Origin of the sequence: Paracoccus versutus (assembly GCF_000763885.1) — a bacterium.
Classification (GTDB): domain Bacteria; phylum Pseudomonadota; class Alphaproteobacteria; order Rhodobacterales; family Rhodobacteraceae; genus Paracoccus; species Paracoccus versutus.
In genome coordinates this window covers 188450-212954 of sequence record NZ_JRKO01000001.1, presented here as the reverse complement: position 1 = coordinate 212954, position 24505 = coordinate 188450, and the positions used below count along the sequence as shown (strand labels likewise).

Genomic DNA, 24505 nt, shown 5'->3' with positions numbered 1-24505 from the left:
TTGCTGGTCAAGCCCACCCCTCCCGACATCACCCCCAATTTGGTCATCCCCCCCGCCCGGCGCGGTTAGTTGCTGGAACTGCGCGCCGGCGGGGAAACCTGGTGGCCGGCGGTGTCATGGCTTTACCCGGAACCTTCGTCTCCCCCGCCCACGCGGCGGGGGGTGTTCCCCGCCGCACCGGTGATCCCCGCCGCCGCCGCGCGCAACCATCGCTACGGATTGCAGGTCGAGGGCACGAGCCCGCCCTGGCGGCCGGTTTCCGTCTTCGACGACGGCCGCCGGGTCCATGTGGTCTTTCCGCCCGGCATCGCCCAGGGCGAGATGCCGCCGCTCTTCGTCATCGGCCCGGAAGGCGAGCAGGAGATCGTCAACAGCCGCGTCCACGGCAATGTCCTGATCGTCGACCGGCTCTTCGGCGTCGCCGAACTGCGCCTCGGCTCTGGCAAGCGCCAGCAGGTGGTGCGGATCCATCGGCTGCAGCCGGAGCAGGGAAGAGTGCCGTCATGAGCGACCCGGAAACCGCCGCCGCGCCGATGCGCCTGCGCGCCGAGCCGCCCCGCGTCACCCGGCTGTCACGCAAGGTGCTGGCCGGCCTGGCCGGGTTCGCCGCGCTCGGCATCGGTGCGGCGCTGATCTACGCCTTGCAGGGCAAGGACGTGGCGCAAACCGGCGGTGAGGAGCTGTTTTCCACCGAGAACCGCGCCACCGCCGACGGGCTGGCCGAACTGCCGCGCGACTATACCGGCCCCGCCCTCGGTCCGGCGTTGCCCGGCGATCTCGGCAAGCCGATCCTCAATGCCCGCAATCGCGGCGAGCCGGTGCCTGCGCCGGATATCGCCGGCCCGATTGAGGCCGCGCCCGCCATGGATGCGGCGGAGCAGCAGCGGCTGGCGGAAGAAGAGGCCGCGCGGCTCAGCGGCGTGTTCTTTCAAGGCGGACCACGACCTGCAAGCAGGTCGTCGGACTTGGGCGCAGGAAGTACCGGGCAGGCCGCGGGCGGACTCGGTGCCATGGGACAGTCCGAGGCTGCAGGCGCGCAGGACCGGCACTCGGCGTTCCTGGGCGGCGCCGCCGATCGCATCACCGTTGCCCCGGATCGCGTCACGCCACCGGCCTCGCCCTACATCCTGCAGGCCGGCTCGGTGATCCCGGCAGCGCTGATCACCGGCATCCGCTCCGATCTGCCGGGCCAGATCGTGGCCCAGGTAACGCAGCCCGTCTACGACAGCCCGACCGGTTCGATCCTGCTGATCCCGCAGGGCACCCGCATCATCGGCGAATACGACGACGGCGTCGCCTTCGGCCAGCGGCGCGTGGTGCTGGTGTGGAACCGGCTGATCTTTCCCGATGGTCGCTCGCTGGTGCTGGAGCGCCTGCCCGGCGCGGATGCGTCCGGTTACGCCGGTCTCGAGGACGGCGTTGACTATCACTGGTGGGATCTGATGAAGGCCGCCGGGCTCTCGACGCTGCTGGCCGTCGGCACGGAACTCGCCGCCGGCGACGAGGAGGACCGGCTGATCCGCGCCATCCGCGACGGGGCCCAGGACACCGTCGACCAAGCCGGCCAGCAGATCGTCCAGCGCCAGTTGCAGGTCGCGCCGACCCTGACCATCCGGCCGGGTTTCCCGGTCAGGATTGTGGTCTCGCGAGATTTGGTCTTCGGGAACGGAGGAGGATGACACCATGGCGAAGCTGAAGCTGGGACCGATCGCGGACGATAGGCCGGTGAAGCTATCCATCGAATTGCCGGCGAGCCTGCACAGGGATTTGACCCTTTACGGCGAGCTTCTGGGCCGTAGCGGCACGGGCGGGCCGGGTGCCGCGGTCCCGCCGCAGAAGCTCGTCGTACCGATGCTGGAGCGGTTTCTCGCCTCGGATCGCGGGTTCGCGAAGGCGAAACGGAGTGTCGGTGCTCAACGGCAGGCAAACGGCTGAACATGCCACCCTTTGCGCATTGTTGCACCACGTTTCTTCTAGGCTCGCCCGTACAGGAGTTCGCGGAAGAAAGCCGGCGGCAACCACATCCTTCTGACGTATAACGCCTTCGTGCTTTGCCTCTGAACTGTGGCATGGCCGACCCGGTCGTGCTATCTTGTGCACAGCATAACACAGGGCTTTCACTATGACGGCAAGCACCACCATGACGATTCGGGTTTCCCCCGAGACCAAGCGGAAGCTGGAGCGGATCGCCGGAGAAACCCGGCGCAGCAAGTCGTTCCTCGCGGCCGAGGCCGTTTCCGCCTATGTCGAGCGCGAGCTGGAAATCATCGACGGCATCCGGCGCGGCATGGCCGATGCGGAAGCCGGCCGCGTCGTGCCGCATGACGAGGCCATGGCTGAGATCCATGCCGTGATCGACGCGGCGGAAGCGAAGCGCGCAGGAAACGCGTGAAGCGGCCGGTGACCTGGGCCCGCGCGGCCCTGGACGACATCAAGGAGCAGATCGCCTTCATCGCGCAGGACAACCCGGCCGCCGCAAGGCGGGTTGCGGATCGGCTCCGGGACACCGGCGCAGCCCTCGGAGACATGGCAACCGGGCGCCCCGGCCGGGTCACAGGCAGCTACGAGAAATCCGTCAGCCGCCTGCCCTATATCATCGCCTACGAGTTGCGACCAGTTGCCGGACGGGAAAGCGTCGTCATCCTGCGCGTCATCCATACGTCGCGGGACTGGGCCGATGAGGACCGGCCGCACTGATCTGGAACACAAGAGAGGTGGGTGCGCCGGCATGCCTTGCCTACTCTCGCTCTTCCGGCACCTCCTGGCGCAGCTTCGGGCCGCCGGCGAGACGCCGGCCGAGGGCTTCGAGGAAGCGGTCGTAACGCTGGCCGCCCTGCGCCTGTGCGGCGGCCTGCGCCGCCTCGGGCAACGGCGGGGTTGCGGTCAGCCAGGAGCGCATGAAGATCGCGAAGGCCTCGTTGCCGATGCCGATATCGCGTTCCAGTCGCTGAATGCTGCGGTCGATGCGATCGAGCCGGCGAGTCATCGCCGCCTCCTGCCGCTCGTCGGCATCGGGCGTGAGGAAGGAGGCGATGGCGGCCTCCGCGACGAGCGAACGGGATCTCCCGCGCCGGTCGGCATAATCGGCCAGCAGCAGCATCAGGTCGGGGTCGAGATAGACCGAGAGGCGCTTCTTCTTGTCGGCATGTTCCGGCATGGCTCAAAGCTCCATTCCATCGTTCTGGTCCATGGAGATCTGGCGCGCGACCTGGCGCATGTCGCGCACCAACCCCCGGTTGCGGACCGCCTGCCGCTCCGAGGCATCGAAGTCCGGATCGAATTCGTTCTGGGGAGGCGCAACCGGTTCCGGGGCGATGTCCTGATAGGGTTCCAACCCCGGCTCGCGGCGCAATCCGGCATCGTCCGAATCCGCGGACGATTTCGCACCGGCCTGTGCAGCGCCGGCATGTGACCCTGCACAGACATCAGCCCCCTGCCCCTCACCATCCAGCTTCGGCGGCTTCAACGCCGACCAATCGTCAGTCCGTGGTGATGGAGCGACCTCGCGCGGATCCGGCGGCGGCAGCACCCGCTCGCGGAACCGCGGATCGACATAGTAGCGCGCTTTCCGTGCCCGGATCGGCGGGGTCCCGGCGACCATGACGATCTCGTCTTCGGGGGGCAGCTGCATCACCTCGCCGGGGGTGAGCAGCGGCCGGGCGGTTTCCGAGCGCGAGACCATGATATGGCCCAGCCAGGGCGCCAGCCTGTGCCCGGCATAGTTCTTCATCGCCTTCATCTCGGTGGCGGTACCGAGCGCATCGGAGACCCGCTTGGCGGTCCTCTCGTCATTGGTGGCGAAGCTGACCCGGACATGGCAATTGTCGAGGATCGAATTGTTCGGGCCATAGACTTTCTCGATCTGGTTCAGCGACTGCGCGATCAGGAAGGACTTGATGCCGTAGCCTGCCATGAAGGCCAGGGCGCTCTCGAAGAAGTCCAGCCGACCGAGGGCCGGGAATTCGTCGAGCAGCATCAGCACCCGATGCCTGCGGTCCTTCGCATGCAGATCCTCGGTCAGCCTGCGGCCGATCTGGTTCAGCACCAGCCGGATCAGCGGCTTGGTGCGCGAGATGTCCGAGGGCGGCACCACCAGATAGAGCGTCGAGGGTCTCTCGCCAGCAATGAGATCGGCGATGCGCCAGTCGCAGCGCGAGGTCACCTGGGCGACGACAGGATCGCGGTAGAGGCCGAGAAACGACATCGCCGTCGACAACACGCCTGAGCGCTCGTTCTCCGATTTGTTCAGCAGTTCCCGCGCGGCACTGGCGATCACCGGATGCGGGCCTGCCTCGCCCAGATGCGGGGTCTTCATCATCGCCGCCAGCGTCGCCTCGATCGAACGGCGCGGATCAGAGAGGAAGGCCGCGACACGGGCGAGGGTCTTGTCCTGCTCTGCATAGAGTACATGCAGGATGACGCCGACCAGCAGGGCATGGCTGGTCTTTTCCCAGTGGTTGCGCTTTTCCAGCGAGCCCTCGGGATCAACGAGGATGTCGGCGATGTTCTGGACGTCGCGCACCTCCCATTCGCCGCAACGCACTTCCAGCAGCGGGTTGTAGGCAGCCGAGGCCGCATTGGTAGGGTCGAACAGCAGCACCCGGCCATGCCGCGCCCTGAACCCGGCGGTCAGCTGCCAGTTCTCGCCCTTGATGTCGTGGACGATGGCCGAGCCGGGCCAGGTCAGCAGCGTCGGCACCACCAGCCCGACCCCCTTGCCGGATCGGGTCGGGGCGAAGCAGAGCACATGCTCCGGTCCGTCATGGCGCAGGTAGTCCTGTTGGTATCGGCCCAGCACCACGCCGTCGGGGCCGAGCAGCCCGGCCCGCTCGATCTCGGCCCGCCCTGCCCATCGCGCCGAGCCGTAGGTCTCGACGTCCTCGGCCTCGCGGGCACGCCAGACCGACATCAGGATGGCGATGCCGATGGCCAGAAACCCGCCCGAGGCGGCGATGATGCCGCCCTCCATGAAGATGCGCGGGGCATAGGCGTCGTAGAAATACCACCACCAGAACAGGGCGGGCGGGTAATAGACGGGAATGCCCCAGAGATCGAACCAGGCCGGGCCCAGTTGCGGCTGGAAGCCGAGCCGCCAAGCCGTCCATTGCGTGCCGGACCAGACGAAAATCAGCACGATCAGGAAGACCACGCTGATCTGGCCCCAGAGGATCTTCGTGCCGGACAAGGTGGTTCCAGCCTCCCTGCAGGTATCCGATGCAATGAGGAAAACCCACCTATCGCAGGATGCAACTGCTATGCTTGGGCTGGTCGCAAGCTGGCGCAGGGCAGCGTAAAAATACTTGCAGGATGCAGCCACTGATCGCCAGCGCTGGTTTTGCCTTCCCAACGCTGTCCTTACTGCTATCCGGGCAGTTCCTTCATCGGGTTGACATAGGGCACCCCCAGCGGCGCGAAATGCCGCTCGTTGGCGGTGAGCACGGTCAGGCCATGCGCGGCCGCCGTCGCGGCGATGGCGATGTCCTCGAAGCCGGGATCATGGGCGCGCGCCCGGTCGAGGATCGTGCCGGCGTGGCGAGCCTCCTCGATACCGAAGGATAGGATCCGGCTGCCATGGAAATGCTCGACGGCGGCAAGCCATCGGCGCAGCGCCGGGGCCTTGGCGCTGGCCCCGATCCTGACCGCGCGGGCGATGCCGGCCTCGATCTCGGCGATGGTGATGGTCGAGAGATAGAGTCGGTCGCTATGGGCGCGCATCCAGGCGGCGAGAGCCTCGGCACCGGCGTCGCGCCGCGTCGGCGCGGAGGCCGAGAGAATGTTGGTGTCGAGCAGGTACAAGGGTCAGAGGTCCGTATCCCGCAGCGCCCGCGCAGGCTTGCGGGCGCGTTCGGGGATGTCCTCGGGCTCGCCGGGGAAGGCGAGCAGCAGATCGGCGAAATCCGGCACCCGGGAGATGCGCTGCCATTCCTCGAAGGAGAGCAGCACCGCCTCCTTGCGGCCGTGCCGGGTGATCACCGTCGGCTCGCCGGCCACGGCTTGATCGACCACGGCGGAGAGCGTCGCCTTCGCATCCCGTAACTGAAGTTCCTTCATGGCCAATCCTCGCGATGACTATCTGTAGTCATATAGGATTGCCGCATAGGCCGTCTAGGTGAGCGTAGTCGCAGTCCCATGCCTTGAAAGGCAGTTTCCCAGCGATCTCACAACCCCAGCCCACGCTTGCGGCCGAAGCTCCAGTCCACGCCGCCATCGCCGCGCGCGACGCCGGAGACATGCTGGCCGAGATGCCGTTCGAGCGAGGGCGTCCAGGGCACCAGCTTGAAGCCCAGCCCGTCGTCGATCATGGCGAAGCGGCCGGAGGAAAGGACAAAGCGGCGGCGATAGGTGCCGGCGACATTCTCGCCATTGACGGTCCGGTCGAACGGCAGGCCGGTCTCGTGGGAGAGCCTCTCTGCCACGTCACCGATCTCGCGCTCGCGCAACCGGTCGAGCAACCGGCGCGCGAAGACGACACGGCCGCCCTGCCGCTCGGCCAGACCCTCCTCGATCAGGTGTTCCGCGCGCCGCTTCATCGCCCGGCGCACCTCGATCCCGAAGCCGGCCTCCGACAATGCCGCGGGATCGCGGGCCACGGCCTGGCGGTCGAGCCAGGTGGCGCCGCCGGCGGTGACCTGCGCCCGGATATCCACATCCGAGCGGACGGCCAGGGCGGTGCGGCGCTCGCCGCGCGCATCCTCGTATCGGCGCAGCTCGACGATGGAGCCGGGCGCGCTGTCGCCGGCGGCGTCGAAACTCGGCAGCCGGATGTGATGGGTGCGGCCATCGACGCCGTCGATCACCGCATAGGCCGTGCCCTTCAGCTCGTCGTCATGGCCGCGTTCCACCAGCCGGCCGAGGATCGGGCCGTCGGCCTTCTTGCTGGCGAAGACATAGTCCGAGACGCCGCGATCAATCCCCTGCCCCGACAGCGCCCGGTGCATGCGCTTGACGATGTCGCCGCGCTCGCCGAGGTCGCGCAGCACGGTCTCGGCCTCGGGTCGGATCACCCATTGCGCCTGCCCGACCTGATCGGCCAGGCCGAGGCGTTCCAGATGCCGCAGCCGCCCGACCTTCTGCGGCAGGTAGTCGTCGCGCGGGCCGTCGATGCCCGGCGCCATGTCGATGATGCCGGACTTGCCGGCGTCGCGGACCAGCTGGCGGTCGAGCGCGGTCCAGCGCTCCGCCTCGACCTGCCGCATCAGGCTGCGGCGGATCTCGTGGTCATGGCGCGGCCCCAGTTCTCGGGTGATCAGGTCCTGCGCCCGGTCGCGCAGTCCTTCCCTGATATAGTCGCGGGAGATGACCAGGTCCCTGCCGTCATCGGCCCGCCCCCGCAGGATGACATGGACATGGGGATTGTCGGTGTTCCAGTGATCGACGGCGATCCAGTCCAGTTCCGTGCCGAGATCCTTTTCCGCCTGGGCCATCAACTCCCGGGTGAACCGCTTCAGGTCCGCCATGTCGGCGGCATCCTCGGGCGAGACGATGAAGCGGAAATGATGGCGGTCGTCCGCGCTGCGCCCGGCGAAGTCCTTGACGTCGGCATCGTCGCTGTGCGGATCGAACATGCGGGCCTTCTCCCCGCCGCGGGTGACGCCGTCGCGGCCGAGATAGCCCAGATGCCGGGGCAGCGCGGCGGCCTGCGCGGTTCTGCGCACCACCCGAACCTTGACGGTGCAGAGCCGGGCGCGGCGGGTGATCAGCCGGTTGGCCTGGACGGCGGCGCTGCGGCCCCGGCCGAAGCGCGAGGTGCCCGGCGACACGATCCTGCCGCTGCGCGAGACGCGCCCGCCGGCCTTCTGGGCGGCGGCCAGCGCCTGGGCCACGAAAGGCCGGGCACGCTGGCTGCGGCTGGAGCGGATCCGCCCCGGACGAATGCGGAAATCGTCCTCGTTACTCATGGGTCGATCTCCTGCGAGGTGCGGGATTCGTTCAAAACCCTGCATAATCTTCGAGGCAGCGAGGCGCGGTTTGGTGCCGCGATGTGCGCAAATGCCTCGAAACCCCGGCAAACACCCCCAACCGCCCAGCCCGCACCTCGCGGGCTTTTATCTTGCCGTCCTAAAAGCGACGCGGCCCAACGGGCCGCGTCGCCCTTTTCTGCGATGGAACACGACAGAACGCGCCCTGATGCGTGATGGCTCATGACGGACCTCCCGGGCGGGACCGCCCCCGGCGGGCGCTGTCGGGCTGAGGAAAATCGGGCAGCGGATCGTTCGGCAGGGTGAACTTCCGCTGCCATGAGTGCCATGCCGCGGTGACGGCGCCGGTGCCGGGAAACAGGTCGTCGAGCGTGTCCTCGGGCCGCGCGGCGACCATCTCGAAGCACCAGTGACAGACGGCTTCCGGCTTGGCGCCGGTCAATCCGCGGCGCAGGGTGATGCTTTCCTGCACCCAGTCGCGCAGCACCAGGCGCTTGCTGACCACGGGCTTGCGGGCGGGTTTGACGATCACCGGCTCCCAGGCCCAGGCGACCGGCACGTTGCGCTTGAAGGCGGCGAAACCCTTCACCCAGGCCATCCAGCGCGCGCCCGTCGGTTCGACCAGCGGGGCGAGCACGGCGAAGGAGCGCGGCGTCGCGGCAGCGTGCAGGATCCAGCCGTCGTAGTCGCGTTCCAGCCGTTCGATTAGCACCGCATGATCGACCTCGCCGGCGTAATCGGGGCAGCCGCGGTAGAGATGCGCGCAGCCGATATAAGGTGGGTCTGCATAGGCGATCTTCATGGGCGCGGACTCCCAGTTGTGAACGCGCAGTGTCGTTTGGAATGATTTTTCATTGCGTTGACCTCGCGTCGGATTGACGAATGAACGGACCGTCGGGCTGCGGCGCGAGGGCGTCTGGTGCGGTGTCTGACGGTTCAGCCAGCGGTTCCGGATCGGCAGCCAATGCGCCATCGGACTGTGGTGGTTCTGCATCGGACCGCCACACGAACAGACCGCCGGGCTGGGGTCGTTCCGCATCCGGGCCGTCGATCATGCTGCCGGCGAAGAGCGGGGCCTCGCGCCAGTCGGTTGGCGGCGCGGCGGCGAAACCGGTGCCGGGCAGCGGCTCGCCGCCGAGCAGCGGCGCCAGCGCGGCGACATAGGCGCGGGTCTCGGCCGGCAGGGTCCGGCCTGAGACCAGGTGTTCGTCGTAACGGCCCGGCCCGGCATTGTAGGCCGCCAGCATGCCGGCGACATTGCCGTAGCGGTCGTGCATCTCGCGCAGATAGGCGGCGCCGGCAAAAATGTTGTCGCGCGGCTCGAACGGATCGTTGCCGAGACCATGTTTGGCGCGTAGCGCCGCCCATGTCTCCGGCATGATCTGCATCAGCCCGATGGCACCTTTCGGCGAGACGGCCTGCGGATTGCCGCGGCTTTCGACATGCCGCACGGCGCGGATCCAGTGCGCCGGAATGCCGAAGCGCAGCGAGGCTTCCACGACGTGGGACGCGAAGGGATCGTGGGTCTGTTGCGCGAGCGGCTGCACGGTCTGCGCCAGCGGGCCGGCAACTGGAGCGGCGGCAAAGACCAGGCCGGAAAGAAGAAGGACGGCGATGCCGCGGGCGGTGCAAGCCCGCCCGTCGGTAAATGGATGGCAGAAAACCGGCATGGCTCAGTCCCGCTCGTCACGCTTTCTGGGGCGCGACCAGTGCAGGCCCCAGGTCCGGCCCTGCTCGTCGGACTGGAACAGCCGGGCGCGGATCGGCTGCATGAGGGCGGGATCGTCGATTGCGACCGAGATGTAGGTTCCGGCCTTCTCGCCGCTATGGGTCCAGCCGGCGCCGATCTCCGGGCCGTCCTCGCCGTCGAGATGGATCCGGTAATCCGGGGCGTTCTCGACATCGGCATTGTGCGTCGGCACGAAGACCAGTGCGAGGTCGAGCGTGACGGTGCGGATGCGGCCTTCGTAGCCGGCTTGCGTGCGGGTGAATTCACCGATCTGTGGCATGTTATCTCTCCGTGGCTTGGTGGTGAATGGTGGGATCAGGGGCCGTTTCCGCCCCAGTTGCGGGCCGGCGGAAGCGGCCGTCGCCCGCCGCATCGGTCCAGAGCGGGACAATGCGGGCGGTGATGCTGGTGACCGGGAGCGGGCTGAAATAGCGGCCGTCGAGACTGTCCTCGGCCTCCCGGTTCATGAGAAAGACCTCGCCCCCGGCAAGCAGCCGGCAGCCCTGCCAGACCGGCAGCGACCGGCCGAGGAGGTCGCGATCGCGTGCTTGGCCGAGGACCTGGCCGTCGACGGTGATCGTCGTGCCGATGCGGCAGACCCGTGTGCCGGAAAGCGCGGCGACGCGCTTCAGCAGCGGCACGCCGGAGGCGATATAGCCGCGGGCGGTGATGAACTGCGCCAGCGGTTCGGGCGGCGTAACCGCGACCAGATCGCCGAGGGCGAGGCTGGTCGGGGGCTCAAGACGATAGAGCCCGATGGGGATGCTGGCGGACGCGTTCCAGATCAATCGGGGCGGGATCTCGGTGACGGAGATGCCGATGACCAGCACGGCGAGGCCGGTTGCGGCGAGATAGGTTGCGCGGGTTTTGCGGATCATGACGCGCCTTCGCAATCCGCAGGATCGTCGGTGGGTGCGTCGTCGGCGGCAGCACCGTCCGCCTGATCGGCAGCATACCTGCCGGCAGCATCATCACCTGCCCTCGGGCCTGCGGACACATCATCGCCGGCACTCGCATCTCCCGCCGATGCGCCGCCGAGGACCGCGTTCAGCGCGATCTCGCTGCACAGGATGGCGCGGCCGATGGCCTCGGGGGTCTGCGGCACCACCGCGTCGCCGAAGGCCTCGACGATCAGGCTGGCCGCAGATGTCCCTTTGCGACCGCCGAGCGCAAGGCGCGTGCGAGCCAGCCAGGCGGAAATCCCATCATCCACCCATAGGTGATGGGCAATGCGGCCGTTCCAGTCAGGCCATGGCTCCTGAGCATCGCCGCCAAAGCTCGCGCCCCGGCCCATTTGTCCGGTGCCTGGTCCGTCATCGCGCCGTCCATCACCGCGTCCATGGTCGGCGATTTGCGGCGGTCGTAGGCCGGGCTCCAATGGTCCATGCGGCTGTCGCGCTTCGTCGGCGTCGGCAGGGTTTCCTGTGCTTTCGGATTGCTCGCGGTCACACCCGCATGGCGGCTGGCGTGGCCCTGAAGCTGGTTGAGAAGATCGCCCCGGCCGCCGCGATCCGCATCGGTCTTCCGCGGCGTGGCGAGGATCATCCGCAGCGGCCAGGTCGATCCCGCACCGCCACCCGCGCCGTCCTTCATCCCATCCGAGGCCATCGGCGTCGGCAAGGGGCGATTGCGGAACAGGTCGGAGAGATCCGAGTCTTTCATCGCCCGGCGCGCCCCCGATCCGCCCTCCATCCGCATCCCGCCCTGCCGGGATTGCGACACGGGCGTGGGCAAGCTGTTCGGGGTCGCAGCCGATGAGCCAGGACCGCTTGCGGACATGGTTGGCGCCGATATCCGCAGCACCCACCACGCATGGCCAGCAGGCGTAGCCGAGCGCTTCCAACTCGTCGAGCAGCCGGTCGGCGCCGCGAGTTCGGAGCACAGGGCTGTTCTCAAAAGCGAACCAGCGAGGCCGGCATTCTCCGACCAGGCGGACGGCCTCGAGGTAGAGACCGGACCGTTCGCCCTCGATGCCCTTGCCCTTCGTGTTGGCGCTGGAGATATCCTGGCAGGGCGGCGATCCGACGACGATCTCGGGCAGGCATCCGAGGTCGGAAACAAGTCGAGCTGCCGTGAGGTCGCGGACATCGGCGTAGAGTCTGACATGCGGAAAATTCTCCGAATAGAGGATGCGGCGCCATTCCACGATCTCACAGGCGGCGAGGGTGACGAAGCCCGCCCGATGCAGGCCGAGCGACCAGCCGCCCGCGGCGCCGCTGAAGAGATCGAGCGCACGCAGCGGCAGGGGAAGGGACGCCCGCGGCATGGTCATGCCCCGACCCTCCGGCGCTTCAGCCAGGCGGCGTGCTGGGCCCTGGTGTAGGTTCGGAACGGCTCGCCCGCCGTGAGGCGGTTGTGGACATGGCGCCAATGCTCCGGCGAGACCGCGTGAGCGTCGATGTCCAGCGCCTCGACGGCATCCACCGCCTGCAGCACCCGCTCGACCTTCGGCCAGCCGCTGACGCGCAGCAGGATCTCCGCCCCCGGCTTGACGAAGGGCAGCGTCTGGAACGGCTCGCCAGCCCCGACGGCGCGCAGGATGTCGAGACGGGAGACCACGGTGCCGTATTCGTTGCCCGCCCAGCGCACGACGGCGAAGACGCTGCCGGGCGCAAAGCCGACGGTCCGGCGCTGACGGTCGAGCCGGTGTTCGTGGCAGAAGCGTCCGAAGCGCAGCCAGTGCTCGACCCGCTTCTCCTGCCAGATCATGTCGACCAAGGTGATCGGAGCAGGATCAGGTTTCGATGATTCAGGGTGACGAACACTCATTCGTCACCCCCGTTCTTCGCGCGGTCAGTCTCCGATTCAAGGGACAAAACGGCCCTGTTCACAGACCGGCGCGCGCCTACAAGGTTAGGAATCCTTAAGTTAGGTAAGTTAGGAGGGGCCGGATTCCTGCTTTGGCTCCAGTTGTTTACAGGGCACCTCGGTTCCCGATAGCACGGGTGTCGAGTTCCGGATAGCACGGGTCGGATGGTTCCTGATAGCACGGCTCTGTCCACAGCTTGTTCACAGGTTGACCGTTCACCGACGCGCAGCGCGAGGCGCGGCGGCGAAGGGATTGGCGGGGGCGGGTTGGAAACACAGCCGCGGCAGCCCGTCGGAACCGATACCGAGAGACAGGCGATAACCGGGCAGCGGCTGTCTTTGGACGATGGCCCGGATCTCGAAGGCGAAGCGCTTGAAAGGCGAGAGGCTGCCGGATTTCAGGTGCAGATGCCGAAGGTCGAAACTCCAGCCTCCGGGCTGCCGGCCGCCGTGGCGGCGCACCAGCCGGTAGAGCCAGCGCTCCAGCCCGCCCTTCAGGTCGAAATAGGCCCGGTCGATGGTCAGGACCAGCGCATCGTCCATCACCCCGGCATAGAACCAGTCGGGCAGGATCAGTTCGATCCCGAGCGGCCGGCGCCGCTCGTCGAGCAGTTCCTTCCATTCGTTGATCCAGGAAAAGCGGTGCCGCCGCCGTTCCGTCGGCTGACGGATCGAGGTGGCGACCGTCGTCGACTGCAGCCGGTCGAGCGCCGCCTTCAGCCGCAGATAGCTGCGGGCGGAATCGTCGCGCCGGATGAAGGTGAGGATCTCGTAGGGGGTCGCGGCCATCAGCCGCGAGGTGCGCAACCCGTTGTCGCGGGCCTCGACGATCTGGCTGGCGGCCCAGATCAGGATGTCGGCATCCCAGATCGTCGCCATGCCATGCTCCGGCGTCGCCTCGACGCGGATCGACACCGAGCCCATGCGGAAATCGATCGGCACCACGCGGCGGGACTTGGCCAGCGAGAAGAACGGCCAGGACATCAGGTCGCGCGCATCCCGCGCGGCGATGTCGCCGGCGACCGGCCGGAACAGTTCCATCTGCCGGCCCTCGCAGATGCGGCGCGCGGACATGGGAGAACTCACCGCCCCGCCCTCCTCGCTTCGGTCAGCGGTCGGTCGGGCTTGCGGGCGATCTTCGCCATTTCCGAGGTGGACTGGCGCGCGGCGCCTTCGATCCAGGCCCGCAGGTCGGCGATGGTGTAGACGACCCTGCCGCCGAGCTTGCGGTAGACCGGACCGGTGCCGCCGCAGCGGTGCTTTTCCAGCGTGCGGGGCGAAAGGTCCAGAAGCCGGGCGGCTTCCTCGGTGCGCACGAAGCGCGGCCAGGTGGGATCGGGTTCGTTCTGCATCGTCGGACTCCATCGCAGGACCCGCCGGAGAGGCGGGATTGCGACGACGGTGGCGCAAAAGCAGCACCAGGCCGGAGTGACAGAATGACGAGCCGAATTTTGTCACCCCCTTCGCCAAGGGTCGGAACCCGGTCGACGAAAAGCTTGGCCGGCTTACGAATCCCCATTATACTGGGTGGCGCCGTGTGTGGTGCCCGGCGACTCCTCCCGCATGAGACTGCGGGAGCGAGTTGCGAGGAATCTGCGCCGGCTGAGACAGGAGAAATCCCTGTCGCAGGAGGAGCTGGCCGACCGTGCGGACATCAACCGGAACTATGTCGGCATGCTGGAGCGCGAGGAGAACGCGGCGACCGTCGACATGCTGGAAAAGCTCGCCGCGGTGCTGGAGGTCGACCCGGTGGAGCTGCTGCGCCGCGACAGGACCTGAGCTTTCGGCAGCTGTTCGCCCGTTTTCCCAAGGATTCGCGGGTTTGCGCCGATGGTCGAACCGGCCTCCTGCCCGTTCCGGAATGTGCGTATTCGAAAAATCCCGATACGCGGCACGGATCGTTCCCCTAGAAAGGGATTGCCGCGTTCTTCATTCTGGACGCAGGTCGGATACAGGAGAACTTCATGGCCGCCGACGCCTTCGAGGACACCCCGCCGCAGTCCGAGCGGCTGACCGGCTACGACGAGGCCCATCTGACCACCTATCTGCGGCTTCTTGACGCAGAGGAGGAAGGGGCCGACTGGCGCGAGGTGGCCCGGATCGTCTTCGGCCTCGACGTCGCCGCCGATCCCGACCGGGCGAAGCGCATCCATGACAGCCATCTGGCCCGGGCGCGCTGGATGACCGAGGCGGGCTACCGCCAGATCCTGAAACCGCGCATGCGCTAGCGAGGGGAGCCGCGCCATCATTTGTCTGCGCTTTTAGGCCGGTTGCGGCCTGCTTCGTATTCCCCGGCGCGATCTTCGCGCAATCGCCGGTTGTCCGCATACTCCCGGCTTCCAACCCGCCTTTCATTCCGATGGGGAGCAGAGCCATGCCGTCTTCCACCGATTGGAGATCACCGGGCTATGACGACCGGTTCCGGACGCTCGACCGTGCCCGGATGACCTTCCAGTTCCTGCGCCGCAACCGCCGCTATCGTGCCGAGTATTCCAGGATCCGCAAGCATATCGGGCGCGGCGTGCCCGTTGGGGACAGCACAAAAGAGGAGATTGCCCGGATGGCCCGCCGCTGGGGGCTGATGTTTCCCGGTCGATCCGGCCCTTCCGGTATCGGAGGCCCGGCCCCTCTGGCGGCCCGATGCGTTTCCCGCCGCCCTGATCCTTACCGCGGCACCCGAAGGTTACGACCGGCCAGCGCTGCTTGGGCCGGCCGACCTGCCGTTGGCACCGGTGTTGCACGCCCGTGACGGGCTGCACGGAATCATCCCCGATGTGCAGGGCGATCACCGGCTGTGGTTTCCGCAAGGCGCGGCCCGGATCAGGCTGGCGATCCTGGTGCCGCTGGACGAGGATCTGATGGTCCGGCTGAACAGCATCCGGCGGTTTCATCGCCTGCTGACCGGTAGGTCGGTTCGTCCGATCCCTTCCCTGCAATCGCTTTCGGCATCCGAACGGCACCGCGCCACCCTGATGTTGCGTGCCTGGGACGGGGCCGAATCCGGCGCCTCGCGCCGCGACATCGCCGGCGTCCTGTTCCAGACGGATTTCAGCGGACTCAGCGCCGCGGAATGGAAATCTGCCTCCGAGCGCCGGCAGCTTGCCCGTATCCTCGCCGAGGCGCGGGCCCTGGTCGGCGGCGAATACCTGACCTTGTTGCGGGGCGGCCAGCGCCAGCGGCGCTGAACCGACCTTCGCTGGCGACATCAGCTGCTGGCGAGGTCGGCCTCGTATCGCTCCCGGCGCTGGCGGAGGAACGCCTCGATCTCCGCCGGGGTGGTGGCGCCGTATTCGACCATCTGGCCGAGCAGTTCGAGGGCTTCGTGGATGTCGTTGCGGTCGAAGCCGAATTCGCATTCGGCGTGGATCTTCGCCGCGAGCGCGGTGGTTTCGGTTTCGCAGGTCATGGGTGTCCTCTGCTCTGGAGTTGGGCTGAGCCGTTGAGCCACCCCCGCTGCCGCAAGCCCCGCGATGGCGAAGCGCGGCTGCTGGCGCTGGTGGTGGTCAGGCGATGACATCGTGGACCAGCTGGGCCATGGTTGGCAGGTGCTCGATCTCGACCTCGACCGTGATATCGCCGTTCCTTTTGCGCGAAAAAACTGCGTCGATCCTGCTTTCCAGCCATGCGGTCGAGCACGCATCGGCTGGCCAGCCCGCCTTCGTTGCGGCGGCGCGGGCGGCGGCGAAAGGGATGATGACCTTGGCGGTGGTCATGGCGGTTCTCCTCGGCTTATGCGCGGGCGGTTCCCGGCGCTTCCGCTGGCGCTGGTGAGATCAGGCCGGCCTTCTGAAGCCAGTTGGCGGCGTCGGGGGCATCGGTAGCGTGGACAACGATCGTCAGGATCATGCTGTCGCGGCTGGCGCGGGCCTTGACCCCGGCATCGGCATCCATGCCCATCTCGATGTCCTCGAGGTTGATGCGGCGGGCCAGCGGGTTGCTGGGGATGTTGATCTCGAATGTCGCGGTATGCATCGGCGTCTCTCCGGCTTCCGGGGCCGATCCATCCGACCCCTTCCACCACTCCGACCCCGCGTTGCGGGGAGCATGGCGCCGGCGGGTGGCGACCACCTTGGCACCTCAAGAATAGTCTAACAAAAACAAGGCTCTGGCGCAAGTCGGCTGCGGCGTTTTATCCATTATTTTCAGCCTGTTAGCGGGGTTTCCGCTCTTTTCCGCAGCCGCCGAAACGGCCACGGATGACCGCGCCTTTCACCAGCGAACTCCGGTTTTCCCTTCTGCTCCGAAGCGAAATGCGCCCTTCCCGCCCACGCGCCGACGGTCACGCAGAGCCCAACGGTGGCGCCGTGACGCTGCCTGTTCCCCAGCCTTCTTTCTCAAGCCCCTGTTTCTTCTTCGCGGAAAAAGGACGTGAACCGTGGCCGTGGGACGGAAGCGGGCCCGCCGGAGGCTTTCCGGCCGGTCGATCCGGCCGGGAAGCCTTCTCTTGCCGGCGCGGCCTCGGGGCGATCCGTTGCGAGCATGGAAAAACCCGGCGGCTGAAACCGCCGGGCCTCGGGCCTCCCGCTCAGGAGGGAATGTCGTCTTCGTCGATGAACCGGCCCTCGTCCTCTTCGTCGGTCTCGGTCTGCGGCGCCCGGCTCAGGAAATCCACCGTCTCGGCGACGATCTCGCAGCCGTAGCGGTCGTTGCCGTCCGCATCCTGCCATTTCGTGTAGTGGATACGGCCGCGCACCAGCACCTTCGTGCCGGTCTCGCAATATTGCTGGATGGTCCGGCCCAGGCCGTTGAAGGCGACGATGCGGTGCCATTCCGCGTCCTCGACCCGATAGCCCTTTTCGTCCCGGACGACCCGGCCTTCCGAATAGCGCGGGCGCGAGGTGACCAGCTTGAAGCGGGTGACGTCGGTGCCGGTGCGGGTGGTGCGGGTTTCGGGGGCCTGGCGGATGGTGCCGGCGAGGATGACGATGTTCTGCATTGTAGGTCTCCGTTGCTTCCCCGGAGGGACCATTCCCTCCGACGAGACCCGGCCAAATCCGTCGGGAGGCACCTGCAACTGACGCCCCCTTCGGGCGGCAGCCTGCCCGCAAGGCTTCGGAGTGGGGCGGGCAGCCGCGCCCCGCGCGGCAACACGGTCCGGAGCCTTGGGGGTTGTTGGTGAAAACCGCACGGAGTTAGGGGATCGGACAGGCGGAGGGATTGGTTCGTCCGGGGGCATGACGGGGACATATCGCAGAACGGCGGCGTTCTCGCCGGTGCCGTCCTGTCCGCATGGCCCCCGGATTCCGCGCCACCTGTGGCGGTGCCGCTTCGCTTCGCCTTGCTGGTCGCCCTTGCGTCTGTCGCCGGAAGGCCGGGACGTTCGGGGCGGGAAGGATCGAGCTGTCGGGTCGGGGGCGCGGTATGGCATGGCCGCCGTTTCATCGGCCCTAGGTTGGATCGTCCGGCAATATTGCGGTGCGGACAGAAAGCTGGTCGCATCGCGGCGGGCATTCACAGCACGGAATGGCAGGATGCAGAAGGCAAGGACCGTTATGGCTGCACGGTCGGCGGCGATGAAGGATTTCCGTAGTCTGGAGGCCGCAGATCGAGGAAGACCAAGACGATGGCCGATTTGTTGGCGATGATATTCCCATTTGCACGGGTGGTTTGAGGCGCAAAGGCTCCAGCCCGGGTTTCCACGGGACGGCACGTCCGACTAGGGTACGAATGTCATGCCTGCGGCGGGCGACCTGGCAGTCACGCGGAAGGATTGGCCGCTACCAGATGAGCTTGATACCTGAAACCAGCAGCAGGAACGCAAGGATTCCGCGCAGCCAGCGGTCGGACAGGTAACGGCTGCCGATCCAGGCGCCGACCGAACCACCGATGGCAACGGCGGCAAGCCAGATCGGCAGGGCGGCCGGGATATGATTCCATGCCGCATAGGCCCCGACCAGCGCCGCAGCCGAGTTCATCAGGTTATAGACCGCCGTGGTGGCGGCCGTCTGCCGGGCCGTGCCCCAGTTCATGCTGAGGATGATCGGGGCCAGGAACACACCGCCACCCGTTCCGGTCGTCCCGGACACGAAGCCGATGACGGCCCCGGTCGCCAAAGCCGCGCCGAAGGGTGGTGTGACTACGGTTCCGGAGGCCGACGGCCTGCCGTGAAACGCCGTGCGCATCATCTGAAGCGCGGAAAGGATCAACACGATCCCGACGACCGGGAAATAGACGCTTTCCGGCAACTGGACCGCTCCGCCAAGCATCGAGGAGGGAAAGCCGAGAATGGCGAAAGGCCAGACATTCCGCCACGAAAGACGCCCGGCCTTCAGGAACAGAACTGTGCCGATGGCCGCAACCATCAGATTCAGCGATAACGCCGTCGTCTTCATGGCAAGGGGCGCAAAACCTGCCAGACCCATTACGGCAATGTAACCCGATGCCCCGGCCTGACCGACCGCCGCATAGATCAGAGCGATGACGAGGAAGGGAGCCGCAAGCGGACCCGTGTCGATATTCAATATGCCGGTCCCCAACTGTTTGAGGCCCAGCTTATGCCCCGCCAATGCGCCATAACCAAGGACAGCTGGCGGAGTTTGAACGCCGTTCTGCCTTTGCCCGCCTCCGGCGTGATCCGGCCGGGCTCCGATATGGGTGGTCTCCCCCCGTCCGGATCACGCCGCGCCATTCGCGCCGTTCGCATCAGCCATTGGCGCGTCTGCCGATATCTTCGCCTTGTCTTGCGAGCCGGGCCATGCCCGGCGAGCGCGATTTTTCCGGGACGTGCGGCTGGGATCGCACGCGCGACGGCCGCCGGTCCATCGGATCGGCGGCCGTGATGCTTTGGGCCGGCGTCTAGCCTACGGGCGCAGCGGGCGCCAAGATTCATCCGTCCCGGCTGGGCGCCAGGTCAACCGGCGGCAGCGGAACGTGGCCCAGGCGTAAAGCAGCGGCTCCATGCCGTGCCACCAGTCGGCCGCGATGTCGCCGCATCGGCCCTCGAACAGCAGCTTGCCGTGCGCGGTATAAAGCCGGAACTCTACCGGCAGGGCGTCGCCATCTTCGGGGGTGCCGCGTGCGGGAACGCCGTCGGCGTCCTCGCCCAGTCCGATGCAACCGCCGTGATGGTCCTTCGTGACGATCCAGCGCATGTCGAAATCCTTTCCTTGAAGCTGTGGGGGTATGGCGCCCGCCCCGATGACGGGCGCCCTTGGATTGGGGGGCTGGCCTATGCGACCGCCTTCCGGTCCCGCTCTTGCAAGGCCGCCATCCGCTTGCCGGCGGTCCGGTAATGCGTCACGTCCAACTCGATCCCGATCCAGTCGCGGCCCAGCAGATGCGCCGCCGCCAGCGTGGAGCCGCTGCCGCTGAACGGGTCCAGCACCAGATCGCCCGGCTGGGTGAACGCCCCGATCAGCCTGCGCAGCGCCGCCACCGGCTTCTGCGTCGGATGCAGCTTGTTGCCGGTATAGGGAAAATCCAGCACATCGGGCACCGGATGGGCAGGCAATGCGGGATCGCCCTTGGCCAGCAGATAAGCCTGTTCGTGCTCGTAGCGCAGGAACCGCGCCGAGGAGGCGTAACGCTTGCGGAACACCAGATGCCCGACGATGCGGAAGCCCGCCGCCTTCCAGGCCTCCACGAACAGATCCACCTTGTTCCAGCCGTAGAAGCTGACGCAGAAACCGCCCTCCTTCAAAACCCGGTGCATCTGGGCGAAGGCCGGCCGCAGCCAGCGGGCGTTGTCGTCGTTGGCGACGGTGCGGCCCTGCCGGTCGCGGAAGCGCGTGACATAGGGCGGATCGGTCAGGATGAAGTCCACCGAGCCGGTGTCGAAAGCCTGCATCGCCGCGACGCAATCGGCATTGATGACGAGGTTGCGGGGGGTGCTGGTCTTGCCGGTCATATCTCTGTCCTTTCGGGTTCGAGGCGGAGGGCCCTTGCCCTGATCCGCCGATGGGCCGCGCCTCACCGGTCTGACTTCGGGAAACGCATGTTTCCCCGGAGGCAGAGCGGAGAGGGCGCAGCCCGACCCGCGGCCGCATGGCTGGCGGTCATGGGTCGGGGCGCAGGGGTGGGGCGGACCGCAGCCGCAGGCGAGGACACGGCCCTGCGCCCCGACGACGCCCCCCCGGGCGGCGCTTGCCCTTTGACGGCCAGACAGGCGGATGCGTGGCGGACAAATCCACGCAATACGAAAACCTTCGGGCCGGGGGTGAGCCGGGCACGGCCCGGTCGAGCCCCGGCACGGCTGCTGGGCAGCCGCGATCCGCGCCCGGCGCGCGGATCACATTGGCTCAATGCGACATGGACAGGGTGCGGCAGAAGGGAATGGCCTTCCCTCCGTTCAAACCTGCGGCGCCAGTTCCCCGAACCCATTCAGGTTCATCAGCGCGGCGATGCCAGTGATCAGCCCGGCGGTGCCGCAGAGCAGTTTCAGCGCGATCATGGAGTCGATGGCCTCATGGGTGACGCCATGCACGACGGCATAGCCGGCGATCATCGCCGGAATCACGAAGACAGCCCGCGCCAGCAGGCAGAGGATCGGGTTCTTCGCCTTGAACAGCACCAGAAGCACCAGCCCCACCGACAGCAGCGCCATGGCAGCTGCCGCAAGCGCCGAGAGCAGGAACCCTGCCTCGGTGGCGTGGATGAATCGGAAGGTTTCGACCGCGACCATCACCGGCAGCGCCCAAGTGGCGAGATACCAGGCGATGACGCAGGCGACGGCGGTGAACATGATGGCAAGCAGGATCAGCGTCATGGAAGCCTCCAGACCAAGGGGATCGGGGATCGTTCACGTCAGGCTGCCAGATGGTGATACGCTCCGCCTGCGACCAGGATGCACTACGCCGTTACTGCGAAGGACAGCATTCCCATGACACGGCGACGGGTCAAGCGAACGGGGGAAGACCGGACAGATGATGCGGATAGATGCCGGAAATGGCCAATGGCCGGCGACAAGCCGCCAGCCCACGCGCTCATGAGGTCCGTCAACTATCCCGCATCGACCGGAATGTCGAAATGCAGGACGTCCTCGCGCTTTCCAAGCCCGGTATAGAGGGCAATGGCCGGTTCATCCCCGTAATCGGCCTGAACGTAAACCACCCAGGCGCCCCGTTCGGCCGCGATCCGTTGCAAGGCACCGATGAGCGCGGTGGCTATGCCCTGCCGCCGGTGGGTCTCGGCGACAGCAAGATCGTAGATGTAGATTTCCGAACGCGCCCGCTCGAATTTCTCGAGCTCGTAGGCGATCAGGCCGCCGACGACGACGGCGCCGTCCATGGCCGCCAGCGCGATGAGATGATCCCCGGCCAGAAGGCCGCTCAGATAGGCGTCGTCCGGCGGCTCTCCCAAGTAAGTGTCGGGATCGTTGAAGGCATCCCCGAACAGGGCGTTCATCTGCCGCAGGACGGAAACGTCGGATCGGCCCAGGCACCTGATCGACACGGACATCGGCAACTCCTCCTCATGCTTCAGGTGTATCATACCCTGAACCGCCCCTGCGCGTCGGGCCATGTCCAAATGGTCTCGTCCGCAAGGATCGCCTCGACGACCACTTCCGCCCTCGGGCCAGCGCTCGGGCTGTCGCCCACCGCCATATGTTAGGTTTCGATCCCGACCAGAAACGCGACGACCTCGTCACGGGGCGTCCCCCGGCGCAATTGCGAGGCCGCCGAGATCAGATAGCTGTCGTATTCGTCCGCGAAGGACAGGTTGGCCTTGTCGTCCCACCTGCCCGCCGGGTCTTCCGGGTCCAGCAAGCCGATGGGATCCCAGCGCGACCAGCCGATATCGCGCAGCTTCGACAGCTTGATCCGGGGTTGCGGTGCGATCTGGGTCATGGGTCTGTCGGGGCAAGGGTTGGAGCATGGGCCAGCTTGGCACAGGCCGGTGAATGGCCGCAACGGGTTGCGGCCTAGCCAACCCGCCATGGTCTTCTTTCAGGAAGCGGCACTCACCCGCTCGACCTCGACGGTGATGTGGGAAAGTGCGTGGATTCGCGCTAGGCGCGACTTGTAATGCGAGGGCGAATGCGGATCGCTCGACACCAGCGAGACGATGGCAGCGTGATGGCCCGGCCCGACCTGCCAAACATGCAGATCGGCGATCCGGTCGGTCCCGGTCTCGATCGCCGCGCGGATTTCCTGCGGCAGGTCCTCGTCTTCCGGCACCCGATCCAGCAGCACGGCAACGGAATCGCGGATCAGCCCCCAGGACCAGCGCGCGATCACCAGCGCACCGACGACGCCCATGGCCGGATCGGCCCAGGTCCAGCCATAGCCGCGCCCGGCCAGCAGCGCCACGATCGCCAGGATCGAGGTCAGCGCATCCGCCAGGACATGCAGATAGGCGGCGCGCAGGTTGTTGTCGCGGGCGTGGTAGTGATGGTCATGATCGTGGTGATGATGCCCATGCCCGTGATGATGGTGATCATGGTCATCCCTCAGCAGCCAGGCGCAGGCGAGGTTCACCACCAGCCCGACCACCGCGACACCGATGGCCTGCCCGAAACGGATCTCGACCGGATTCGCCAGCCGCAGCAGGCTCTCCCAGCCGATCAGCAGCGCGATCAGGGCCAGCACGACCGCGCTGGCGAAGCCGCCGAGATCGCCCAGTTTGCCGGTGCCGAAGCTGAAGCGGGCATCGCCGACATGGCGGCGGGCATAGACATAGGCCAGCGCCGTGATCAGCATCGCCCCGGCATGGGTGGACATGTGCCAGCCATCGGCCACCAGCGCCATCGAGCCGTAGAGCGTGCCGGCGGCGATCTCGGCCACCATCATCGCGGCCGTCAGGGCGATGACCAGCCAGACCCGGCGTTCGTTGCGCCGGTGGTGCCGCCCGAGAAAGTCGTGCCCGTGGGTATGGGCGGAGATGTCGATTGCGGACATGGGCCCCCTCCAGGGCTATTTCATGTAGGTGCGGATGACGCCGATCAGCTCCTCGCCGCCCTGCCGGCGCTCGGCATCGGTCTCGGCCTGCAGCACATGCTCGCGCAGATGGTCCTCCATCACCTCCGCCGTCAGCCCGCTCATCGCGCCGCGGGCCGAGGCCAGCTGGCGCAGGATCTCGCCGCAGGGTTTTTCGGCTTCCAGCGCGCGCTCGATCCCCTCGATCTGGCCCCTGAGGCGGCGGACCCGGGCGATCAGCTTCTGCTTGTCGCGGATGGTGTGGGACATGGCGGCGGCAATCCCTGGCTTCATATGGCATGGGGGACTATACTATAAGCGGCAGGATCGGTGAAGCCGGGGAATGGTTGAAGGCGGATGGCATGGACGCTGCCTTCGCGCTCCGGTATTTCGCTGACGATGGCACAGAACATCTACGACAATCCCGATTTCTTCGCCGGCTACAGCCAGCTGCCCCGGCAGGTGCATGGACTGGACGGCGCGCCCGAATGGCCCGCCATCCGCGCCCTGCTGCCCGATGTGGCGGAGAAGCGCGTGGCCGACCTGGGCTGCGGCCTCGGCTGGGCCGCGCGCTGGTTTCGCGAGCAGGGCGCGGCTTCGGTCGCGGGCTTCGATCTGTCGCGCAACATGATCGCCCGTGCGCGGGCGGGCACTTCCGATCCGGCCATCGACTACCGCATCGCGGATCTGGAGGTGCTGGACCTGCCCGAAGCGGCGTTCGATCTGGTCTATAGCGCGCTGGCCTTCCACTATGTCGCGGATTTCGACCGGCTGATGCGGATGATCCATCGCGCGCTGGCGCCGAACGGCAACCTGGTCTTCACCATCGAGCATCCGATCTTCATGGCGGCGGCGCATCCGCATTGGACCTTGGACGAGGACGGTCGCAAGACCTGGCCGGTCAACGGCTACTCCGTCGAGGGCGAGCGACGCACCGACTGGCTCGCCAGGGGCGTGCTGAAGCATCACCGGACGCTGGCCACCACGCTCAACACGCTGATCGGCGCAGGCTTCGCGCTGCGCCGGGTCGAGGAATTCGCGCCGACAACCGCGCAGATCGCCGAGATGCCCGCGCTGGCGGAGGAACTGGAGCGGCCGATGATGCTGCTGGTCTCGGCACAAAAAGCCTGACTCGGGCTGCCTTGCCGCGCGGGACACTCTGGTGCAGGTGCTCCGCGACGGGTGGCCGATGTGCG

34 protein-coding genes and 1 pseudogene are annotated in these 24505 nt (G+C 67.1%); 10 read left to right on the top strand and 25 right to left on the bottom strand.

Annotated elements, in window-relative coordinates; translation table 11 throughout:
* From IT40_RS01055 to IT40_RS01035, 5 genes and pseudogenes are all read left to right on the top strand, one after another.
* Positions 1–507: pseudogene (locus IT40_RS01055) on the top strand (TrbG/VirB9 family P-type conjugative transfer protein); the annotation flags it as partial.
* A complete protein-coding gene (locus tag IT40_RS01050; protein WP_036749310.1) occupies positions 504–1679 on the top strand; it encodes a TraB/TrbI/VirB10 family type IV secretion system protein in 1176 nt (391 codons plus the stop codon). The pseudogene IT40_RS01055 and the gene IT40_RS01050, both read left to right, overlap by 4 nt.
* Before the next feature lie 4 nt (positions 1680–1683).
* Positions 1684–1935, top strand: a complete 252-nt coding sequence (locus IT40_RS01045) for a DUF2274 domain-containing protein (RefSeq protein ID WP_036749307.1) — start codon at positions 1684–1686, stop codon at positions 1933–1935.
* Positions 1936–2122: 187 nt separating this feature from the next.
* Entirely contained in the window at positions 2123–2392 is a 270-nt protein-coding gene (locus tag IT40_RS01040) for a CopG family ribbon-helix-helix protein (protein WP_036749304.1), read from the top strand.
* Positions 2389–2697: a type II toxin-antitoxin system RelE/ParE family toxin gene (locus IT40_RS01035; RefSeq protein ID WP_036749301.1), complete on the top strand. Its 309-nt coding sequence runs from the start codon at positions 2389–2391 to the stop codon at positions 2695–2697. The genes IT40_RS01040 and IT40_RS01035 overlap by 4 nt, the downstream gene beginning before the upstream one ends.
* A gap of 40 nt (positions 2698–2737) precedes the next feature.
* Here IT40_RS01035 and IT40_RS01030 read toward each other — a convergent pair whose 3' ends face one another.
* The 13 genes from IT40_RS01030 to IT40_RS00965 all read right to left on the bottom strand — a co-directional run bounded on the left by IT40_RS01030 (position 2738) and on the right by IT40_RS00965 (position 13808).
* Positions 2738–3157 carry a ribbon-helix-helix protein, CopG family gene (locus IT40_RS01030; protein WP_036749298.1) on the bottom strand — a complete coding sequence of 140 codons (420 nt, stop codon included), beginning with the start codon at positions 3155–3157 and terminating at the stop codon, positions 2738–2740.
* A 3-nt stretch (positions 3158–3160) separates the two neighbouring features.
* Positions 3161–5185: a conjugal transfer protein TraG gene (locus tag IT40_RS01025; RefSeq protein WP_036749295.1), complete on the bottom strand. Its 2025-nt coding sequence runs from the start codon at positions 5183–5185 to the stop codon at positions 3161–3163.
* Between the two features lie 176 nt (positions 5186–5361).
* Positions 5362–5796, bottom strand: coding sequence for a PIN domain-containing protein (locus tag IT40_RS01020; protein WP_036749292.1), 435 nt, complete (start codon positions 5794–5796; stop codon positions 5362–5364).
* Positions 5797–5799: 3 nt separating this feature from the next.
* Positions 5800–6051 (bottom strand): type II toxin-antitoxin system Phd/YefM family antitoxin, encoded by a 252-nt coding sequence (locus IT40_RS01015; RefSeq protein ID WP_036749290.1) that lies wholly within the window; start codon positions 6049–6051, stop codon positions 5800–5802.
* Positions 6052–6158: 107 nt separating this feature from the next.
* The gene (locus tag IT40_RS01010; RefSeq protein WP_036749288.1) at positions 6159–7898 is read right to left on the bottom strand and encodes a relaxase/mobilization nuclease domain-containing protein; all 1740 of its coding nucleotides are present in this window, start codon (positions 7896–7898) and stop codon (positions 6159–6161) included.
* A 241-nt stretch (positions 7899–8139) separates the two neighbouring features.
* Positions 8140–8721, bottom strand: a complete 582-nt coding sequence (locus tag IT40_RS01005; RefSeq protein ID WP_036749285.1) for a hypothetical protein — start codon at positions 8719–8721, stop codon at positions 8140–8142.
* Between the two features lie 49 nt (positions 8722–8770).
* On the bottom strand, positions 8771–9589 hold the full coding sequence (locus IT40_RS01000; RefSeq protein ID WP_036749283.1) for a lytic transglycosylase domain-containing protein: 819 nt from the start codon (positions 9587–9589) through the stop codon (positions 8771–8773).
* Between the two features lie 3 nt (positions 9590–9592).
* On the bottom strand, positions 9593–9928 hold the full coding sequence (locus IT40_RS00995; protein WP_028714427.1) for a DUF736 domain-containing protein: 336 nt from the start codon (positions 9926–9928) through the stop codon (positions 9593–9595).
* Position 9929: 1 nt separating this feature from the next.
* Positions 9930–10526, bottom strand: a complete 597-nt coding sequence (locus tag IT40_RS00990) for a S26 family signal peptidase (protein ID WP_036714521.1) — start codon at positions 10524–10526, stop codon at positions 9930–9932.
* Positions 10523–11920: a DNA cytosine methyltransferase gene (locus IT40_RS27220; RefSeq protein ID WP_084196767.1), complete on the bottom strand. Its 1398-nt coding sequence runs from the start codon at positions 11918–11920 to the stop codon at positions 10523–10525. Before IT40_RS27220 ends, IT40_RS00990 begins: the two co-directional genes overlap by 4 nt.
* On the bottom strand, positions 11917–12417 hold the full coding sequence (locus tag IT40_RS00975; protein ID WP_036749275.1) for a DUF2840 domain-containing protein: 501 nt from the start codon (positions 12415–12417) through the stop codon (positions 11917–11919). Before IT40_RS00975 ends, IT40_RS27220 begins: the two co-directional genes overlap by 4 nt.
* A gap of 255 nt (positions 12418–12672) precedes the next feature.
* Positions 12673–13530 carry a replication initiator protein A gene (locus IT40_RS00970; RefSeq protein WP_036749272.1) on the bottom strand — a complete coding sequence of 286 codons (858 nt, stop codon included), beginning with the start codon at positions 13528–13530 and terminating at the stop codon, positions 12673–12675.
* Between the two features lie 8 nt (positions 13531–13538).
* Entirely contained in the window at positions 13539–13808 is a 270-nt protein-coding gene (locus IT40_RS00965; RefSeq protein WP_036749269.1) for a helix-turn-helix transcriptional regulator, read from the bottom strand.
* Positions 13809–14019: 211 nt separating this feature from the next.
* On the opposite strand from IT40_RS00965, the gene IT40_RS00960 reads away from it, so the two are divergent.
* The 4 genes from IT40_RS00960 to IT40_RS27210 all read left to right on the top strand — a co-directional run bounded on the left by IT40_RS00960 (position 14020) and on the right by IT40_RS27210 (position 15641).
* The gene (locus tag IT40_RS00960) at positions 14020–14235 is read left to right on the top strand and encodes a helix-turn-helix domain-containing protein (RefSeq protein ID WP_036749366.1); all 216 of its coding nucleotides are present in this window, start codon (positions 14020–14022) and stop codon (positions 14233–14235) included.
* 185 nt (positions 14236–14420) lie between these two features.
* Complete coding sequence (locus IT40_RS00955; protein ID WP_036749266.1) at positions 14421–14684, top strand: DNA -binding domain-containing protein; 264 nt, start codon at positions 14421–14423, stop codon at positions 14682–14684.
* A gap of 131 nt (positions 14685–14815) precedes the next feature.
* Positions 14816–15205: a transcriptional regulator domain-containing protein gene (locus IT40_RS29855; RefSeq protein ID WP_341860328.1), complete on the top strand. Its 390-nt coding sequence runs from the start codon at positions 14816–14818 to the stop codon at positions 15203–15205.
* Positions 15114–15641 (top strand): DUF2285 domain-containing protein, encoded by a 528-nt coding sequence (locus IT40_RS27210; protein ID WP_418025520.1) that lies wholly within the window; start codon positions 15114–15116, stop codon positions 15639–15641. Before IT40_RS29855 ends, IT40_RS27210 begins: the two co-directional genes overlap by 92 nt.
* Before the next feature lie 20 nt (positions 15642–15661).
* On the opposite strand, the gene IT40_RS00945 is transcribed toward IT40_RS27210, so the two are convergent.
* The 12 genes from IT40_RS00945 to IT40_RS00890 all read right to left on the bottom strand — a co-directional run bounded on the left by IT40_RS00945 (position 15662) and on the right by IT40_RS00890 (position 23579).
* Entirely contained in the window at positions 15662–15862 is a 201-nt protein-coding gene (locus tag IT40_RS00945) for a hypothetical protein (protein ID WP_036749263.1), read from the bottom strand.
* Positions 15863–15959: 97 nt separating this feature from the next.
* Positions 15960–16169, bottom strand: coding sequence for a hypothetical protein (locus IT40_RS00940; RefSeq protein WP_036749262.1), 210 nt, complete (start codon positions 16167–16169; stop codon positions 15960–15962).
* 16 nt (positions 16170–16185) lie between these two features.
* Complete coding sequence (locus IT40_RS00935; protein WP_052095663.1) at positions 16186–16428, bottom strand: hypothetical protein; 243 nt, start codon at positions 16426–16428, stop codon at positions 16186–16188.
* A 553-nt stretch (positions 16429–16981) separates the two neighbouring features.
* Positions 16982–17392, bottom strand: a complete 411-nt coding sequence (locus IT40_RS00930; protein WP_036749260.1) for a single-stranded DNA-binding protein — start codon at positions 17390–17392, stop codon at positions 16982–16984.
* A 781-nt stretch (positions 17393–18173) separates the two neighbouring features.
* Positions 18174–18917 (bottom strand): sulfite exporter TauE/SafE family protein, encoded by a 744-nt coding sequence (locus IT40_RS00925; RefSeq protein ID WP_036749357.1) that lies wholly within the window; start codon positions 18915–18917, stop codon positions 18174–18176.
* A 339-nt stretch (positions 18918–19256) separates the two neighbouring features.
* The gene (locus IT40_RS00920) at positions 19257–19547 is read right to left on the bottom strand and encodes a hypothetical protein (protein ID WP_036749258.1); all 291 of its coding nucleotides are present in this window, start codon (positions 19545–19547) and stop codon (positions 19257–19259) included.
* A 77-nt stretch (positions 19548–19624) separates the two neighbouring features.
* The gene (locus IT40_RS00915; protein ID WP_036749256.1) at positions 19625–20302 is read right to left on the bottom strand and encodes a DNA methyltransferase; all 678 of its coding nucleotides are present in this window, start codon (positions 20300–20302) and stop codon (positions 19625–19627) included.
* 441 nt (positions 20303–20743) lie between these two features.
* Entirely contained in the window at positions 20744–21160 is a 417-nt protein-coding gene (locus IT40_RS00910) for a hypothetical protein (protein WP_036749254.1), read from the bottom strand.
* A gap of 233 nt (positions 21161–21393) precedes the next feature.
* The gene (gene aac(3)-Ih, locus IT40_RS00905; protein WP_036749354.1) at positions 21394–21852 is read right to left on the bottom strand and encodes an aminoglycoside N-acetyltransferase AAC(3)-Ih; all 459 of its coding nucleotides are present in this window, start codon (positions 21850–21852) and stop codon (positions 21394–21396) included.
* A gap of 149 nt (positions 21853–22001) precedes the next feature.
* Positions 22002–22241 (bottom strand): hypothetical protein, encoded by a 240-nt coding sequence (locus IT40_RS00900; RefSeq protein WP_243700137.1) that lies wholly within the window; start codon positions 22239–22241, stop codon positions 22002–22004.
* 99 nt (positions 22242–22340) lie between these two features.
* Positions 22341–23291, bottom strand: coding sequence for a CDF family Co(II)/Ni(II) efflux transporter DmeF (gene dmeF, locus IT40_RS00895; RefSeq protein WP_036749251.1), 951 nt, complete (start codon positions 23289–23291; stop codon positions 22341–22343).
* Between the two features lie 15 nt (positions 23292–23306).
* Positions 23307–23579, bottom strand: a complete 273-nt coding sequence (locus IT40_RS00890) for a metal/formaldehyde-sensitive transcriptional repressor (protein WP_036749248.1) — start codon at positions 23577–23579, stop codon at positions 23307–23309.
* An 87-nt stretch (positions 23580–23666) separates the two neighbouring features.
* On the opposite strand from IT40_RS00890, the gene IT40_RS00885 reads away from it, so the two are divergent.
* On the top strand, positions 23667–24440 hold the full coding sequence (locus tag IT40_RS00885; protein ID WP_243700138.1) for a class I SAM-dependent methyltransferase: 774 nt from the start codon (positions 23667–23669) through the stop codon (positions 24438–24440).
* Positions 24441–24505 lie beyond the last annotated feature (65 nt).